At 58.0% G+C, this 13,718-nt stretch carries 17 protein-coding genes and 1 pseudogene; 9 read left to right on the forward strand and 9 right to left on the reverse strand.

Annotation, left to right across the window (positions count from 1 at the left end; all coding sequences use genetic code 11):
• Nucleotides 1–13 precede the first annotated feature (13 nt).
• From ACTF5F_RS09275 to ACTF5F_RS09305, 7 genes are all read right to left on the reverse strand, one after another.
• Nucleotides 14–1,327 (reverse strand): M16 family metallopeptidase, encoded by a 1,314-nt coding sequence (locus ACTF5F_RS09275; protein ID WP_438956592.1) that lies wholly within the window; start codon nucleotides 1,325–1,327, stop codon nucleotides 14–16.
• The gene (locus tag ACTF5F_RS09280) at nucleotides 1,324–2,655 is read right to left on the reverse strand and encodes a M16 family metallopeptidase (protein ID WP_438956593.1); all 1,332 of its coding nucleotides are present in this window, start codon (nucleotides 2,653–2,655) and stop codon (nucleotides 1,324–1,326) included. Before ACTF5F_RS09280 ends, ACTF5F_RS09275 begins: the two co-directional genes overlap by 4 nt.
• A gap of 87 nt (nucleotides 2,656–2,742) precedes the next feature.
• On the reverse strand, nucleotides 2,743–3,243 hold the full coding sequence (locus ACTF5F_RS09285; protein ID WP_438956594.1) for a DUF3035 domain-containing protein: 501 nt from the start codon (nucleotides 3,241–3,243) through the stop codon (nucleotides 2,743–2,745).
• Between the two features lie 82 nt (nucleotides 3,244–3,325).
• Nucleotides 3,326–3,811 (reverse strand): signal peptidase II, encoded by a 486-nt coding sequence (gene lspA / locus ACTF5F_RS09290; RefSeq protein WP_438956595.1) that lies wholly within the window; start codon nucleotides 3,809–3,811, stop codon nucleotides 3,326–3,328.
• Between the two features lie 5 nt (nucleotides 3,812–3,816).
• Nucleotides 3,817–5,406 (reverse strand): bifunctional phosphoribosylaminoimidazolecarboxamide formyltransferase/IMP cyclohydrolase, encoded by a 1,590-nt coding sequence (purH, locus tag ACTF5F_RS09295; RefSeq protein ID WP_438956596.1) that lies wholly within the window; start codon nucleotides 5,404–5,406, stop codon nucleotides 3,817–3,819.
• Nucleotides 5,407–5,424: 18 nt separating this feature from the next.
• Nucleotides 5,425–7,134, reverse strand: a complete 1,710-nt coding sequence (locus tag ACTF5F_RS09300) for a heparinase II/III family protein (RefSeq protein ID WP_438956649.1) — start codon at nucleotides 7,132–7,134, stop codon at nucleotides 5,425–5,427.
• 111 nt (nucleotides 7,135–7,245) lie between these two features.
• On the reverse strand, nucleotides 7,246–8,520 hold the full coding sequence (locus ACTF5F_RS09305; protein WP_438956650.1) for an RsmB/NOP family class I SAM-dependent RNA methyltransferase: 1,275 nt from the start codon (nucleotides 8,518–8,520) through the stop codon (nucleotides 7,246–7,248).
• A gap of 70 nt (nucleotides 8,521–8,590) precedes the next feature.
• Between ACTF5F_RS09305 and ACTF5F_RS09310 the strand changes: the two genes are divergently transcribed.
• Nucleotides 8,591–8,767, forward strand: coding sequence for a DUF1674 domain-containing protein (locus ACTF5F_RS09310; protein WP_438956651.1), 177 nt, complete (start codon nucleotides 8,591–8,593; stop codon nucleotides 8,765–8,767).
• Between the two features lie 419 nt (nucleotides 8,768–9,186).
• Here ACTF5F_RS09310 and ACTF5F_RS09315 read toward each other — a convergent pair whose 3' ends face one another.
• Entirely contained in the window at nucleotides 9,187–9,552 is a 366-nt protein-coding gene (locus tag ACTF5F_RS09315) for a dihydrodipicolinate reductase (protein ID WP_438956597.1), read from the reverse strand.
• 50 nt (nucleotides 9,553–9,602) lie between these two features.
• Nucleotides 9,603–10,412 carry a 4-hydroxy-tetrahydrodipicolinate reductase gene (dapB, locus tag ACTF5F_RS09320; protein WP_438956598.1) on the reverse strand — a complete coding sequence of 270 codons (810 nt, stop codon included), beginning with the start codon at nucleotides 10,410–10,412 and terminating at the stop codon, nucleotides 9,603–9,605.
• A 97-nt stretch (nucleotides 10,413–10,509) separates the two neighbouring features.
• Here dapB and rbfA point away from each other — a divergent pair, with 97 nt between their 5' ends.
• From rbfA to rpsO, 8 genes and pseudogenes are all read left to right on the forward strand, one after another.
• The gene (gene rbfA, locus ACTF5F_RS09325) at nucleotides 10,510–10,905 is read left to right on the forward strand and encodes a 30S ribosome-binding factor RbfA (protein WP_438956599.1); all 396 of its coding nucleotides are present in this window, start codon (nucleotides 10,510–10,512) and stop codon (nucleotides 10,903–10,905) included.
• A 62-nt stretch (nucleotides 10,906–10,967) separates the two neighbouring features.
• On the forward strand, nucleotides 10,968–11,879 hold the full coding sequence (gene truB, locus ACTF5F_RS09330) for a tRNA pseudouridine(55) synthase TruB (protein WP_438956600.1): 912 nt from the start codon (nucleotides 10,968–10,970) through the stop codon (nucleotides 11,877–11,879).
• Nucleotides 11,876–12,385 (forward strand): DUF1643 domain-containing protein, encoded by a 510-nt coding sequence (locus ACTF5F_RS09335; protein WP_438956601.1) that lies wholly within the window; start codon nucleotides 11,876–11,878, stop codon nucleotides 12,383–12,385. The genes truB and ACTF5F_RS09335 overlap by 4 nt, the downstream gene beginning before the upstream one ends.
• Before the next feature lie 87 nt (nucleotides 12,386–12,472).
• Nucleotides 12,473–12,715 (forward strand): hypothetical protein, encoded by a 243-nt coding sequence (locus ACTF5F_RS09340; protein ID WP_438956602.1) that lies wholly within the window; start codon nucleotides 12,473–12,475, stop codon nucleotides 12,713–12,715.
• 18 nt (nucleotides 12,716–12,733) lie between these two features.
• Nucleotides 12,734–12,856: pseudogene (locus ACTF5F_RS09345) on the forward strand (calcium-binding protein); the annotation flags it as partial.
• The gene (locus ACTF5F_RS09350) at nucleotides 12,854–12,979 is read left to right on the forward strand and encodes a hypothetical protein (RefSeq protein ID WP_438956652.1); all 126 of its coding nucleotides are present in this window, start codon (nucleotides 12,854–12,856) and stop codon (nucleotides 12,977–12,979) included. The pseudogene ACTF5F_RS09345 and the gene ACTF5F_RS09350, both read left to right, overlap by 3 nt.
• Nucleotide 12,980: 1 nt before the next feature.
• Nucleotides 12,981–13,307, forward strand: a complete 327-nt coding sequence (locus tag ACTF5F_RS09355) for a hypothetical protein (protein WP_438956603.1) — start codon at nucleotides 12,981–12,983, stop codon at nucleotides 13,305–13,307.
• A gap of 135 nt (nucleotides 13,308–13,442) precedes the next feature.
• Nucleotides 13,443–13,712, forward strand: coding sequence for a 30S ribosomal protein S15 (gene rpsO, locus ACTF5F_RS09360; protein WP_438956604.1), 270 nt, complete (start codon nucleotides 13,443–13,445; stop codon nucleotides 13,710–13,712).
• Nucleotides 13,713–13,718 lie beyond the last annotated feature (6 nt).

Raw genomic sequence — 13,718 nt, forward strand, 5'->3', positions numbered from 1 at the left:
GCCCGTCATTATCCTATTGCGTGGCGTCCAATCCAACCGGTTGACCGACCACAACAAAATGCAGCGCGTCGGTTTCCAGAAGCTCCCCCGCAACGCGTTTGATGTCGTCGAGCGTCACCGCTTCGATGAAATCGTTGCGGTTGACGACATAGTCGGAGGCCAAACCGATCATCTGCATCCCTGCGAGGATCGACGCGATTTCTGCATTCCCATCAAACCGCAGCGGGTATTCGCCCGTCAGGTAGGTCTTGGCGGTTGCCAGTTCTTCCTCGGTCAGGCCCTCTTCCGCCATTTTCGCCCATTCCGCTTTGGTCACTTCAATGGCCTCAGCGATGGTTTCGTTGGAGGAGGCGACGGAGCCGAGATATAGTTCCGCATGGAATTTCGGAATCAGGTAGGTGCCGATCCCATAAGTCAGCCCGCGTTTCTCACGTACTTCGGTCATCAGACGGGACTCAAACCCTCCGGCACCGAGCACTTGGTTGATGATGTAAGCGGCGAAGAAGTCTTCATCATCGCGTTCAATGCCTTCATGCCCGAAAAGCGCGACAGACTGCGGTGTTTCAAAATCAATCACCGTGATGCCAGGACCGAGGCCGAACTCAACATCCTCGGGCAGCGGTGGCCCCTCACCGGGCAGATCGCCCAGCAGGTCATCGACCAAAGCGCCCAGTTCGGCTTCTGTGATGTCGCCAACTGCGCTGACAAACATGCGGTCTCGGGTCAGCGCGTTCTGGTGTGCCGTCACGATGTCATCGCGGGTCAGAGCGTTCACGGTTTCTGCCGTGCCGTCGAGTGAGCTGCCATAGGGGTGATCACCGAAGGCTGCGGCATTGAATGCAGCACTCGCGATGCGGTTCGGGTTCTTCGCATCGGATGCAATGCCAGACAGAACCTGCGCCCGCACTCGATCGATGGCAAACTGGTCAAAGCGCGGGTTGGTGAGCGCTTCGCGCAAAAGCGCCACAGCCTCATCCCTGTTTTCCGTCAGGAACTGGGCGGAGATTGAAATGGTGTCGTCGTAAGCCCGAAAACCGAAGCTCGCGGCGAGGCTTTCGCGTTTGGCCTGAAACGCTTGCGCGTCCATGTCGCCTGCGCCTTCCTCGATCAGTGCCATCATCAGGTTGGTGGCGCCGCGCTTGCCCGAAAGGTCAAGCGATGCGCCGCCACGGATGCGGATTTCCAAGGCTGTGAAGGGGATGGAGGGTTCTTCCACCATCCAAACATTGATGCCGCCCGGTGTGACGAAATCCTGAATTTCGATCGCGGCATGGGCTGTGGATGCGCCCGTCGCGACCCAGAGGGATAGCAAGACACGTTTGATCATTGAGCGTCCTCCTCACTTGCGACGACCCAGCCTGTGACGGCTTGGTCCTTGTTGAAGACTTTGGCGGCCACGGCTTTGATATCCTCCGCTGTCACGGCTTGCAGGACATCCGGCCACGCCTGCACGTCTTCCACGGTCAGGCTTTGCGTCAGGGCCGCGCCATAGCGGCGGGCGAGGCCCTGCATATCGTCCTTGGCATAAATCTCCGACGCGCGAAGCTGTGTGCGGATCGCTTCCATGCGTTCTGGGTCAATCTCTGCCTCCATGAAATCGGCCATCACCTGATCCATCGCGGCTTCCGCTTCGGATAGAGTTACGCCTTCGGTCGGGACGACTGTGACACTGAAGGAGCTTTCATCAAGCGCACTGCCGGAATAGCCCGCACCAGTGTAGACGGCGGTGTTGGTGTCGAATTGCAGGGCTTTCCCAAGCGCGGACGTGAAAGGCGACCCGCCCAAAAGTTCGGCCAGATAGACCAAAGCGGCGGCTTCCTCTTGCGCGCCGGGGTTGCGCTCTGGGGCAAGGTAGCTGCGCGTGACGTAAGGCTGCGCGACGCGGGCATCGACATAAGTGATCCGGCGTTCGGCCCTTTGCGGCGGCTCTTCTGGGCGCAGGCGCTCGGGCAGGTTCGGTTCTGATGGGATCACGCCATAGTACTTATCGGCGAGCGCTTTCACCTCTTCAGGCTCAACATCGCCCGCGACGATCAGGATTGCGTTGTTGGGAGAGTAGTAGAGGTCATAGAAATCAAGCGCATCCTGAAGCTCCAACTGCTCCATCTCGTGCTTCCAGCCGATGATTGGCACACCGTAGCGATGATTTTGGTAAAGGGCAGCGCGGAACTGTTCTCGTGCGAGCGCATTGGCGTTGTTTTCGGTGCGTTGGTTACGCTCTTCAAGCACCACTTGCCGCTCCTTCTCAATGTCGGCCTCGGCGATCCGCAGGTTGTTCATGCGGTTGGATTCCATGTCCATCATCAGCTCAAGCCGGTCGGCGGCGATGCGTTGGAAATAGGCGGTATAGTCGTAGCTGGTGAAGGCGTTGTCCGACCCGCCGTTGGCCGCAACGGTGGCGGAGAATTCGCCAGATTCCAGCTTGTCAGTTGCTTTGAACAACAAGTGCTCCAGAAAATGCGCAACGCCAGAGGCGCCAACGGGTTCGTCAGCTGATCCGATTTTGTACCACAGCATGTGTACGACGACAGGCGCGCGGTGATCTTCGATCACGACGACCTCCATCCCGTTTTCGAGCATGTAGGTGGTGACTTCTTCGGCTTGGGCGCTCAGTGGCGCGACGACAAACGCGAGGGCCGCAAGAATTCGGCGCATGGGCAATCCTTTGACTGACTTCGTTGCGGTTCAACTTACGTCAGATGTCCGGCGCTTCAAGTCGCCATACGCGGTTGTGAAGTTTTGCTACTGAGGCGGAGCGGAAGGGGTTGCAACGCCAGCGGCGCGGAAGCGCTCAAGCTCTGCGTAGGCATCAAGCGCCTGACGACGGTAGGCGGAGAAATAGCGATCCCGCCCGAGGAAGTTAAAAACGTTGAGGTATTTCGCCCGCTTGCGCAGGGCTTCATCCTCTGCTGACAAGGTCGCGCGGATTTCGGCAAGCACGCCGTAGCGGCTGGCTGTGGCTACCAAGGCACTGTCGCTTGCTGGGACGCCGCCCGCAAAAGCGCGGGAGGGCGATCCGCCCAAAGCGGCAATCGCATTCGCGTTTGGATTGATGTCAGTACTGTTGCTGCCGCCGGGTGTCGGCTCCGGCAAAGTCGCCGTATCTGGCAGGGTCAAAGGGGCGCCCGGTGTCACACCAAATTCATCCGGTCCGCCTGTATCCGAGCGCATGTCACGCAGTGGACGATCACTGGCGCAGGCCGCAAGCCCAACCACCATCAACGCCAAAACAATAGACCGCATCACACGTCCCCTACTTGCCTTACTACGTCTTTAACCGATCCGGAGTCTGGCGTCACGCAGGAGTTTTCCTCTGCGTTTGTTTTCACTTCTTTGACGCGGCTTTCTTGGCTTTGGGATCGGGCAGAAATGCTAGCCCAACCGCCCCTGCAAAAATCGCGATGTCTGCGACGTTGAACGCGTAGGGGTTGTAGTAGCCGCAGCAGGTGACATTGAGAAAATCCGCAACCGCGCCATATGCCACGCGGTCAATAACATTGCCTAGCGCACCGCCCACGAGCAATCCACCAGCGATATAGCCCAGCCGCGTGCTGCGGGTGCGGTGCAGCCAAATCAGCACGGCCACAACGATGGCAATCGACACGACGATCAAGACCCAGCGCATATCGAACTCAGCAAACAAGCCGAAATTCACTCCGCGATTCCACGCTGTACGGAATTCAACCAGTCCAGGTAGGATGGAGATCCGCCCTTCATCGGTGTTAGGCAGGTCCAGCCATTGGACAACCACCCATTTTGACGCCTGATCGACGACGAAAACGATGAAAGCTGTCCAATAAAGCAATTGCATAACGCTTAGTGCCGGAAGTGGCGCATCCCTGTAAAGACCATGGCGATCTCCGCCTCATCCGCGGCGGCGATCACCTCATCATCGCGCATGGAGCCACCGGGCTGGATAACGCTAGTTGCGCCCGCGGCGACAGCTTCGAGCAGGCCGTCAGCAAAAGGGAAAAAGGCGTCGGACGCCACGGCGGAGCCTTGGGTGAGCGGCTCAGGAAGGTCTATCGCCTCCGCCATACGCTCTGCTTTCTTGGCGGCGATCAAGGCACTGTCGAGGCGGGACATCTGGCCCGCACCGACGCCGACGGTTGCTTTGTCTTTCACATAGACGATGGCGTTGGATTTGACGTGTTTGGCGACTTTCCAAGCGAACAGAAGGTCTTCCATCTGCGCATCCGTTGGTTTGACCTTGGTGACGACTTTCAGATCTTCCATGCCGACAAACCCATTGTCTTTGTGTTGCACCAGCATGCCACCAGCTACTTGGCGGTAGGTCAAACCGCCCTCGCGCGTTTTGGGCAAGCCTTCGGTGGTCAGAAGGCGCAGGTTCTTTTTGGCTGCAAACACCGCCTTCGCGGCGTCGGACGCACCGGGGGCGATCACAACCTCGGTAAAGATGCCGGTGATTTCTTTCGCGGTTTCCTTATCCAACGGCATGTTCATCGCGATGATCCCGCCGAACGCACTGGTGCGGTCGCAGTCAAAGGCGTTGCGATAGGCCTCCAGCAGTGTCGCGCCTTTGGCGACACCGCAAGGGTTGGCGTGTTTGATTATGGCGACAGCTGGGCTGTCCGCCGGATCAAACTCTGCCACCAGTTCAAACGCGGCATCGGTGTCGTTGATGTTGTTGTAGGACAGTTCTTTGCCCTGATGCTGCACTGCTGTTGCAACGCCGGGGCGTTCCGTGCCATCGGTGTAAAAGCTCGCTGATTGGTGCGGGTTTTCACCATAGCGCAGCGTTTGCGCCAATGTGCCAGTAAAGCTGCGGCGGCGCGGGGCGTCGGCATCAATTGCGTCAGCCATCCATGAGCTGACGGCGGTGTCATAGGCCGCGGTGCGGGCATAGGCGGTTTGTGCCAGACGTTGACGCAAAGCCAGCGTCGTTTGCCCGTCATTGGCCGCCATGTCCGATAGGACGGCGTCATAATCCTCAACATCGGTGACAACGTTCACAAAAGCGTGGTTCTTGGCCGCAGACCGGATCATAGCCGGGCCGCCGATATCAATGTTTTCGATACAAGTGTCGAAGTCCGCACCTTTGGCGACTGTTTCTTCAAAGGGATAAAGGTTCACGACCAGCAGATCGATTTCGCCAATTCCATGCTCTGCCATTGCAGCGACATGGCCGTCGTTGTCACGACGCGCGAGCAAGCCACCGTGCACGACGGGGTGAAGCGTCTTTACGCGGCCATCCATCATCTCTGGAAAGCCTGTGACCTCTGCCACGTCCGTAACCTCAAGCCCTGCATCGCGCATCGCTTCTGCAGACCCGCCCGTCGACAAAAGCTGAACGCCGTGGCCCGCCAAGGCTTTGGCCAAATCAATCATGCCTGTTTTGTCAGATACAGAAATCAGCGCGCGCCGCACTGGGTGAAGGTCGGTCATGGAGCATCCCCGCTTTGCCTAGTCATCCAGATCCGTGGGCTGAGCCGGGGCAAGGTCACGCACAACATCAGGCGTGTCCTGCGCCTTGGTCAACGACCAACGGACGCGGGTCGCATAGTTCATTGTGCGGGCGGATAAAACCACCTGTTTGGTGGCACGGGGCTTTAATCGCCCATTTTCCATATAAACGCTGGGTTCAAGAGAAAGTTCGGCAACCCCATCATGCCGAAAGACCCAGATTTCGCCTGATTTTAAGGCAAGGGATACGGCAGCGCTACCAAGGTCGATCATCGCATCGACGTCTGGGTGTAGGTGGAAGCGGATCGAAAAGCGGATGCCTTCGAGGTTGCTCTTTTCGACAGCCTTGGCAAATCGCGTCTCATCATCGGCATCGAGGGTTGTGATCAAATCCTCCCCCGCGATCCCGCGCCCATCGAGCGTGACATCAAGTGTCCGCGCGTGGGTGAGGCCGTGCGTGGGTTGGAATCCGTTGTGAGACAGTTCGACCCTGTCGCCGTCATCGAGCCGCGAGAATTCGCATTGCACCCGTTTCGGGCGGTCAACGAGCAGTTCTTGCGCTACGGTGTAGAGCTTGCTAGGGCGGCCGAGGCGGGATGAGGAATAGCCATCAATGCAAAGCGTCGAATGGCTTGGCGTCGCGCGACCCGCTCTGCGCCATTCAGGACCAAAACTTTGGCCGGAGCCGCAATTGACGATCAAAGCGCGGCGACCTGAGGTGAGTTCGAACGCTAATGTACAGGCATGCGCATTGACGGAAGCATCGCCTTTCGGTGGGGCGGCGGCATCGACGATCAATGAAAGACGCCCCGGGCTGAGACGGGCAAAGCCCATCAAAAAGCTGCTACTTGGAATAGTTTTGTTGCGCGATGTGGCGAGCGCGTGATCCAAACGCCCTTCGACACCGCGACCACCCCCGTGGAACCGTGCCAACCCTCCGTCAGAATGGCGCAGTGCCCGCAGCGTTGGCGCGATCCGATCAATCGCATTTTGCACGCTAATGGGCGGTGTTTGGCCTGCTTCTGATATCGCCAGCGTTGCCCAATTGAGCAATGTGAAGACTTCCAGTAGCGCTTCAGGGTTGCGGGTGGCGATGCCCCCGACCGCATCAATGGCGGTCGTACAATCATCGGCCAAGGCTTGCACGGCGGGGGCCACGTATTGCTCCATCCCCTCAAGCGACAGACCGGCGTAGATCATCCCTGTGATCGCTTCGAACCGCTGCAATCCTGGTGTGGCCGTGTGCCAGCGGCGGGAGAGGAAGATGGTTTGTTGGCCCAAGCTGCGAAAGTACGCTTTGGAACTTTCCGAATCCGTGCCCCGCAACAGGAATAATCCGTGATTGATCCATCGGATCAAGCGGCGGCCTACAGTGTCAGGCGTCCAGCCAACGGTGCGACCATCGCCATAGCGATCGATCCAGTCCTGCACCCACATCTGCGCCTTTTCGCGGGCACGGACATCACCGACAGCGACCAGATCATCGAGCCATGTGCAGCCGTGGAGTTCATCTAAAACCAATGCATTATTGGCAGGCACATCCCAAACGGATTTGTCAGGCGCTTCCGTCAGGACGCCAGAGAACAGATAATCCCCAGCTAAAAGCTGACGACCACGTGCCATGCGGCCAATCGTGCGGGGTTCAGGCTGTTGAACAAAGGCAGTGGCAGGTCGCACACGGGCGGCACGCCGCGCGTGAACGCGGTGCATGAACGCAATACGGCGGCCCCGCCATGTCTGCGAATCTGTCACGATGTTTGCCTCTAGCTGCGCGTTAAGCGCTTATCTTTGAGGGCAGTCTAATCGCAGATTTGGCACAAGTCACGCAGGCTTTGTTAGGACGGCAACAAAGAACCCATCCATGCCACCTGCGTCCGCCCAGTAATCGGGGCGCAGGCGCAAACCGCCCTCCTCTGTGATCCACGCGGGATCGATCCACGGCTTGTCGAGCGCTTTGCGATCTACAGTGAGGCCGAGGTGGCGGTTCAGGGCCTTTTCCACCTGTACCTCGCCTTCATCGGGCAAGAGCGAACAGGTGCAGAAAACAAGCGTTCCGCCGGGGCGGAGAAGTGTGAGCGCGTGATCGATCATGCGTTCCTGTATGTCGAAGAGCGCCATAAATTCGGACCCGTCCTTGGCGTAGGGTAGATCGGGATGGCGGCGGATCGTACCAGTGGCAGAGCATGGCGCGTCAACCAAGATCGCGTCGAAGCCAGTTTCCGCATAATCGAATGCATCAGACACGACCATATCAGCCTTTAGACCCGTCCGTTTCAAGTTTTCCTGCACGCGGATCATACGCCCCTCCGACACATCAACCGCTGTCGCCTCCGCCCCCGCTGCGGCAAGTTGCAAGGTTTTGCCCCCAGGTGCGGCGCAAAGGTCGAGCGCCCGCATCCCCGGCTTGGGGTCGAGCAATTTCACGGGGATGGAGGCAGCGGCGTCTTGCACCCACCACGCCCCCTCCACAAACCCTGCAAGTTTGGAAACTTGTCCAGCGTCGGCCAGTCGAACCGTGCCATTGGGCAAGACGACGCCACCGGTGGCGCGGGCCACGTCTGCGGGATCACCCTTGGCCGACAAATTCAGAGGTGCGCCAACAAAATGCGCCTTTTCAATCCCCGCAACCGCCTTTTGGCCCCAAGCTTCGATCAGCGGTTGGCGCAGCCATTTGGGCAGGATGGGAACGGCGGATTTGCCCCAATCGTCGGCGACGTCGGTCGAAATTTTTCGTAAGACCGCATTGACCAATCCTTTCAGCCCCTGCGACTTTTTGTTTCGGGCGACAATCTCCACATAACTGTTCACGACGCCATGCGCAGCGCCATACAGCGCCAGTTCAACAACACCCATCCGCAAGGCGTTCTGCACGAAGTCGGACGGCTTTTTCTTCACATGCGGGCGGATCAGTTTGTCTGCACGGTCAAGCCCACGCAGCGTTCCGTTGGCCAGTCGTTGTGCACGGGCACGATCGTCGGGTGCCAGATCATCAAGCGCACCTGCGCCCAACGCCTCGGACATTAAGCGCCCCTCTGTCGTGACCTGTTGCAGAAGGTTATGCGCTGCTTTGCGTGCCGCCAGCCCCGTTTGCATGATCCTATCCACCCCTTGCTCAGCCGTGGGACGGGGTTATATCACGTTCGTGACCGTCACAAGGAAAACGCCTATAACAGACGCCCCCAAAGATCTGCCGCCCGCCGCCCAGCGCGCGCTTGCCGAAGCAGAAGAACGCCGGAAAAAGGCGAAAGCGTTGGAGATGTCCCCAGAAAGCGGCGGCCCCAGCGGACCCGAGCCCGTGCGATACGGCGACTGGGAAAAGAAGGGTATCGCGGTTGATTTCTAAGCTGCGGGGACTTCGATAGTGTTAAGTAGTATTTTCAAGACGATGGAAACGGCGCAATTTTAAAACTTCATTTATTTGATGGGGATAGTTTTTGCTGTATTCGCCATCGGCAGCGTTTTTGTTGTGTTTAGTTATTATGGCCGCGCGAGAGAAAATGCGGGAAACAATTGGACGCTGTTATTCGCGACTTGGCGGGACAGCTTAACGATTACGCTGCTTTTCGTAGCAGAAGGTTTGCTATTCAGAGCCTCTGAGTTTCAAAGTCTCAGTCAAAATTATCCAGACACGCTACTGCTGTATTTTCCGGTGATGGCTTAAGTACTTTCAAGCGTCTTGCTGGTCTTAACGTTTGTCGTGGCCTCACTCAGAATAATCGCAATCTCAAGGTAGCTCGCCAGTAAAGGCAAAATTGATATCGATTAACGCAGCATAAACGACGCGCTGTCGCCTGCGCCGCGGTCAACAGTGAACCGCATTTCGTTGCCGTTGCGGATTTCGACGAGTTGGCAGTTATAGGGAATATCACGCTCCCCCCACATCATCTGGCGGCAGAAATAGCCGTCCTGCCAACTCCAATCGCCCGTCACATCGCGGCCAGCCACGCGGCCGACTATGGTTCCTTGAGGGGTCACAGTTAGCGCCAGGCCATAGAGACGGTTGGAGAGGTTCTTGCTGCTGAGATACGACATAAACTCAGCCTCATCGGTGACAAGCCGATAATCCGCCAAAGCGGGAGCCGCAAAAAGCGCGAGTGCGACAGCCAGACTGATTTTGCGTGCAAACATGGCAAACCTCTGTGGTATGCCTATTTGTACGGTACTTTAGCCGATTTGGATCACAGCCCCAAGACGTCCATCATGTCATAGGCCCCTGGATCTTTGTCCTGCGCCCAAAGTGCTGCCTTGAGCGCACCACGTGAAAAAATTCTGCGGTCAGCGGCCAGATGGCGCAGCACGATCCTCTCCCCCGCAGCGGCAAACATCACATCATGCTCACCCACGATGTCGCCGCCTCGAATGGCGGAAAACCCAATATCACCACGCTTTCGCGCCCCGGTAATGCCATCGCGGCCACTGTCGCTGACGTCTTTTAGGACAACACCCCGCCCTGCGGCAGCAGCCTCCCCCAGCATCAAAGCTGTGCCAGAAGGGGCGTCCACTTTGTGATGATGATGTGCCTCGATTACTTCGATATCAAAGTCCTCATCCAGCGCTTTAGCGACCATTTCCGTCAGTTTGGTAAGCAAGTTTACGCCGAGCGACATGTTCCTAGCCCGCACAATTGGCGTATGCCGTGCGGCGCGGTCGATGGCGGCGACGTCGTCTTCGGTCATGCCCGTGGTGCCGATCACATGAACCGCGCGCGCCTGTGCCGCCAAGCCCGCGAAAGCGACGGTTGCTGCGGGAGACGTGAAATCAATGATCGCCTGTGCGTTGGCAAAGGCGTCAACCGGATCATAGGCCACGGTGACGCCGACCGCCGCGCCGCCCATTGCGGTGCCAACATCTTGGCCCACCCAATCGTGGCCCTCCCGCTCAATCACGCCGGCAAGTTTGGCTTTGTCGCTCTCCAAAACCGTCTTAATCAGAATTTGCCCCATGCGGCCAGAGCCGCCGGTGATCACGATTCCAGGTAGGTCAGACATCTTCGCCCTCTTCTTTGTATGCCAAAGCACTAGCGGGCCACGCTGCAAAAGCAAAGCCCCGCTTGGCAATCGCTGCCCAAGTGCTTACATCGGCGCCATGGCTAAAGGTAAGAACTCAGAAGGTCGGGCACCGACACAGCGGCAGTTACGCGTCGCCGAATTAATTCGGCGCAGGCTGTCAGAGATGTTGCAGCGCGGGGACGTGCATGACCCGGACTTGGCGCGGATGTCGATCACGGTTGGTGAAGTGCGCTGCTCCCCCGATTTGCGGGTGGCAACGGCTTACGTGCTGCCCTTGGGGGGTGGCCAGCAAGAAGAATGCTTGGAAGCCCTGCACAACAACCGCCATGAAATCCGCCGTGAGGTCAGCAAAGCCCTGTCGATCAAGTTCGCGCCTGAAATTCGGTTCAAGATAGACGACACGTTTGACCGCATGGATGCCACGCGCCGAATGCTGAACGATCCGCATGTGCGCCAAGACCTCGACAACTAGCGTTTGATTGACGCGAGCCTGCCCCGCCGCTAGCAGGGCCATCTAACGCAAGCGAGGGCACGATGGGGCGCAGACGCAAAGGCCGCGAAATTACCGGATGGCTGGTGATTGATAAACCTGCGGGGATCACGTCAACCGCAGTGGTCAACAAAGTGCGCTGGGCGTTTGACGCCAAAAAAGCCGGCCATGCGGGCACGTTGGACCCAGAGGCAACAGGCGTTTTGGCTGTGGCGCTGGGGGAGGCGACCAAAACCATTCCCTACATCACAGATGCCTTGAAAGGCTACGAATTCACAGTGCGGTTGGGACAAGCCACCAATACAGATGATGCGGAGGGCGAGGTGATCGCAACCTCCGACACGCGCCCCTCGGATGAGGAGATCATAGACGCGTTGGGTGCGTTCATCGGTGACATCCAACAGGTGCCGCCCAAATTCTCCGCCGTAAAGATCGACGGGATTCGGGCCTACAAAGCCGCCCGCGATGGGGAGGAATTCGACCTCGCCGCGCGAGATTTGTGGGTGGAGGAATTGGTGATGATGGATCGTCCTGACGCCGATCACGTGACGCTGGAAATGACCTGTGGCAAGGGCGGCTATGTTCGATCCATAGCGCGGGACTTGGGGCAGGCTTTGGGCTGTTTTGGCCATGTTCTTTGGCTGCGCCGGATTTGGTCCGGGCCCTTTGATGTGGAGACTGCCATCACGCTGGATGTGATCAATCCGAGTGCCAAGACGCCGGAACTTGATGCGCATCTTTTGCCGCTGGAGACGGGCTTGGCTGAGCTGCCAGAGGTGACGTGTTTGGCGGAAAGCGTGGCGAAGCTGCGCAACGGCAACCCGGCTGAGGTGATCGCAAGCGATGTCGCCTTTGGGGAGAAGGCTTGGGCCTCCTACCAAGGGCAACCTATCGCCACCGGCACATATCGCGGCGGCACGCTGCATCCTAGCCGCGTCTTTTTGGCGCCTGAATGATCGTTCGAACGCATGAAGACGACCGCGCTAGGTCGGAGGCGGTTTATTCCGAGTGTGAGAGATACCGATACGCCTTGACCCGTGTTTGGGATACAAACGGCAAGCGGGTCACATTTGTGATGCTGAACCCGTCGAAGGCCAATGAAGTTTCCAACGATCCCACTGTCGAGCGGTGCGAACGCCGCGCGCGGGCTTTGGGGTATGGCGCGTTTCGCGTGACAAACATCTTCGCGTGGCGCGACACGGACCCGATGGCAATGCGCAAGGCGAAGAGGCCCGAAGGCCCCGACAACCCGCGCGTTCTGCGCGAGGCGGCTATCTGGGCGGATGACATTATCGCGGCGTGGGGCGCACATGGCAGTCACCGCGAACAAGGCGCAAAAATAGCAGCACTTTTGAAGGCGTTGGACACACCGCTTTACCATCTGGGGCTGACCAAGGACGGGCATCCCCGTCACCCGCTTTATATCAGCTACAAAACCCAACCAAAATTATGGATTGATTAACCAACTAACATTTTTTCACAGGCTATTTCGGTCCCAGATCGCTAGATTTCATCGCTGGGTGGGGGCAGCTCACTTGAGGATGCTGCTATGTTTGCTTTGTTGGGATTGATCGGCTTTGCGCTATCTGCGCTGATGTTCAACAATTTCGAGGATGATGACATTGTGGAGAACAACGCGGCCAATCAGAAAGGTGTGGATGGCATAGGCCCTATCGCGTCGCTCGATACCTTTTTGCCTGAAGAAACAATTGAGGGATCGGAGGACACGCGCAACATGATTTTCGCGGGTGAAAGTGATGTGGACATCACCACAGGCGCTGCGGATGATTAAGTCGACGCCGAAGGCGGTCATGACCGCGTCCATGCCGGGGCAGGCAACGACGCGCTCTTTAGTGAAGAAGGTCATGACGTTTTAACCGGCTCGGTTGGCTTCGACTTCATCGATGGTGCGGAGGGTGCGGACCGACTGATGGGCGGGGACGGCAATGACATCTTGCACGGCGGCAGCGGGGATGACGCGCTTAAAGGAAGCTTCGGCGACAATTGGCTGGATGGTGGCGATGGCGCTGACGTTCTGATGGGGGGCGGGGAATGACATGCTGACCGGTGGGGCCGATGAAGAAACCGATTTTCTGAATGGCGGGGCGGGTGACGATAGGATCGTTGGCGGAGCTAACGATATGTTGAGTGGCGGGGACGGTGCGAACCATTTCGTCATCGCTGTCGATAGCGATACGACCGTCACCGACTATGACCCCGAAACTGACACCATCGAAATCTTGGTCGAGGGGACAGAGCCGCCAGAAAAGGCATTGGACGACTTCAATGGTGGCGTTCGAGTGATGGCAGACGGTCATACGGTTACATCTTTTCCCGATGGTACGATGATCGACTTGTCCGAAATCCGCTTCATCGCCGCATAAAAGCCTTTCATTTTCAAAGCCATCAGTCTACTTGCACTCATCTGCGCGTAGAATCGCTGCGCCGGACCCTCCACGGGCTCTGCTGGACGACATCCCGGCTTGCGCCATAACCCTTTGAGAATGAAGGAGACCCCGATGTCGATTACTGCTGAAGAAAAAGCACGGATCATGAAAGAGTTCGCCACCAAAGACGGCGACACAGGCTCCCCCGAAGTACAGGTTGCGATCCTGTCCTCGCGCATCGCGACTTTGACGGAGCACTTCAAGACTCACAAAAAAGATAACCACGGTCGCCGTGGTCTGCTGAAAATGGTCGCACAGCGCCGCAAGCTTTTGGACTACACAAAGTCCAAGGACGAAGCCCGCTACCAAGACCTGATCAAACGTCTGGGCCTGCGACGCTAAGCGCAC

Origin of the sequence: Cognatiyoonia sp. (assembly GCF_965661665.1) — a bacterium.
Lineage (GTDB): Bacteria > Pseudomonadota > Alphaproteobacteria > Rhodobacterales > Rhodobacteraceae > Cognatiyoonia.

Coding starts and splice junctions, on each gene's coding strand:
- ACTF5F_RS09355 (WP_438956603.1), top strand. CDS start 12,981: ATGCTGACCGGTGGGGCCGATGAAGAAACCGATTTTCTGAATGGCGGG.
- dapB (WP_438956598.1), bottom strand. CDS start 10,412: ATGTCTGACCTACCTGGAATCGTGATCACCGGCGGCTCTGGCCGCATG.
- ACTF5F_RS09315 (WP_438956597.1), bottom strand. CDS start 9,552: ATGTTTGCACGCAAAATCAGTCTGGCTGTCGCACTCGCGCTTTTTGCG.
- ACTF5F_RS09300 (WP_438956649.1), bottom strand. CDS start 7,134: ATGCACCGCGTTCACGCGCGGCGTGCCGCCCGTGTGCGACCTGCCACT.
- ACTF5F_RS09335 (WP_438956601.1), top strand. CDS start 11,876: ATGATCGTTCGAACGCATGAAGACGACCGCGCTAGGTCGGAGGCGGTT.
- ACTF5F_RS09280 (WP_438956593.1), bottom strand. CDS start 2,655: ATGCGCCGAATTCTTGCGGCCCTCGCGTTTGTCGTCGCGCCACTGAGC.
- ACTF5F_RS09340 (WP_438956602.1), top strand. CDS start 12,473: ATGTTTGCTTTGTTGGGATTGATCGGCTTTGCGCTATCTGCGCTGATG.
- truB (WP_438956600.1), top strand. CDS start 10,968: ATGGGGCGCAGACGCAAAGGCCGCGAAATTACCGGATGGCTGGTGATT.
- lspA (WP_438956595.1), bottom strand. CDS start 3,811: ATGCAATTGCTTTATTGGACAGCTTTCATCGTTTTCGTCGTCGATCAG.
- ACTF5F_RS09285 (WP_438956594.1), bottom strand. CDS start 3,243: ATGCGGTCTATTGTTTTGGCGTTGATGGTGGTTGGGCTTGCGGCCTGC.
- ACTF5F_RS09350 (WP_438956652.1), top strand. CDS start 12,854: ATGGGCGGGGACGGCAATGACATCTTGCACGGCGGCAGCGGGGATGAC.
- rbfA (WP_438956599.1), top strand. CDS start 10,510: ATGGCTAAAGGTAAGAACTCAGAAGGTCGGGCACCGACACAGCGGCAG.
- ACTF5F_RS09275 (WP_438956592.1), bottom strand. CDS start 1,327: ATGATCAAACGTGTCTTGCTATCCCTCTGGGTCGCGACGGGCGCATCC.
- rpsO (WP_438956604.1), top strand. CDS start 13,443: ATGTCGATTACTGCTGAAGAAAAAGCACGGATCATGAAAGAGTTCGCC.
- purH (WP_438956596.1), bottom strand. CDS start 5,406: ATGACCGACCTTCACCCAGTGCGGCGCGCGCTGATTTCTGTATCTGAC.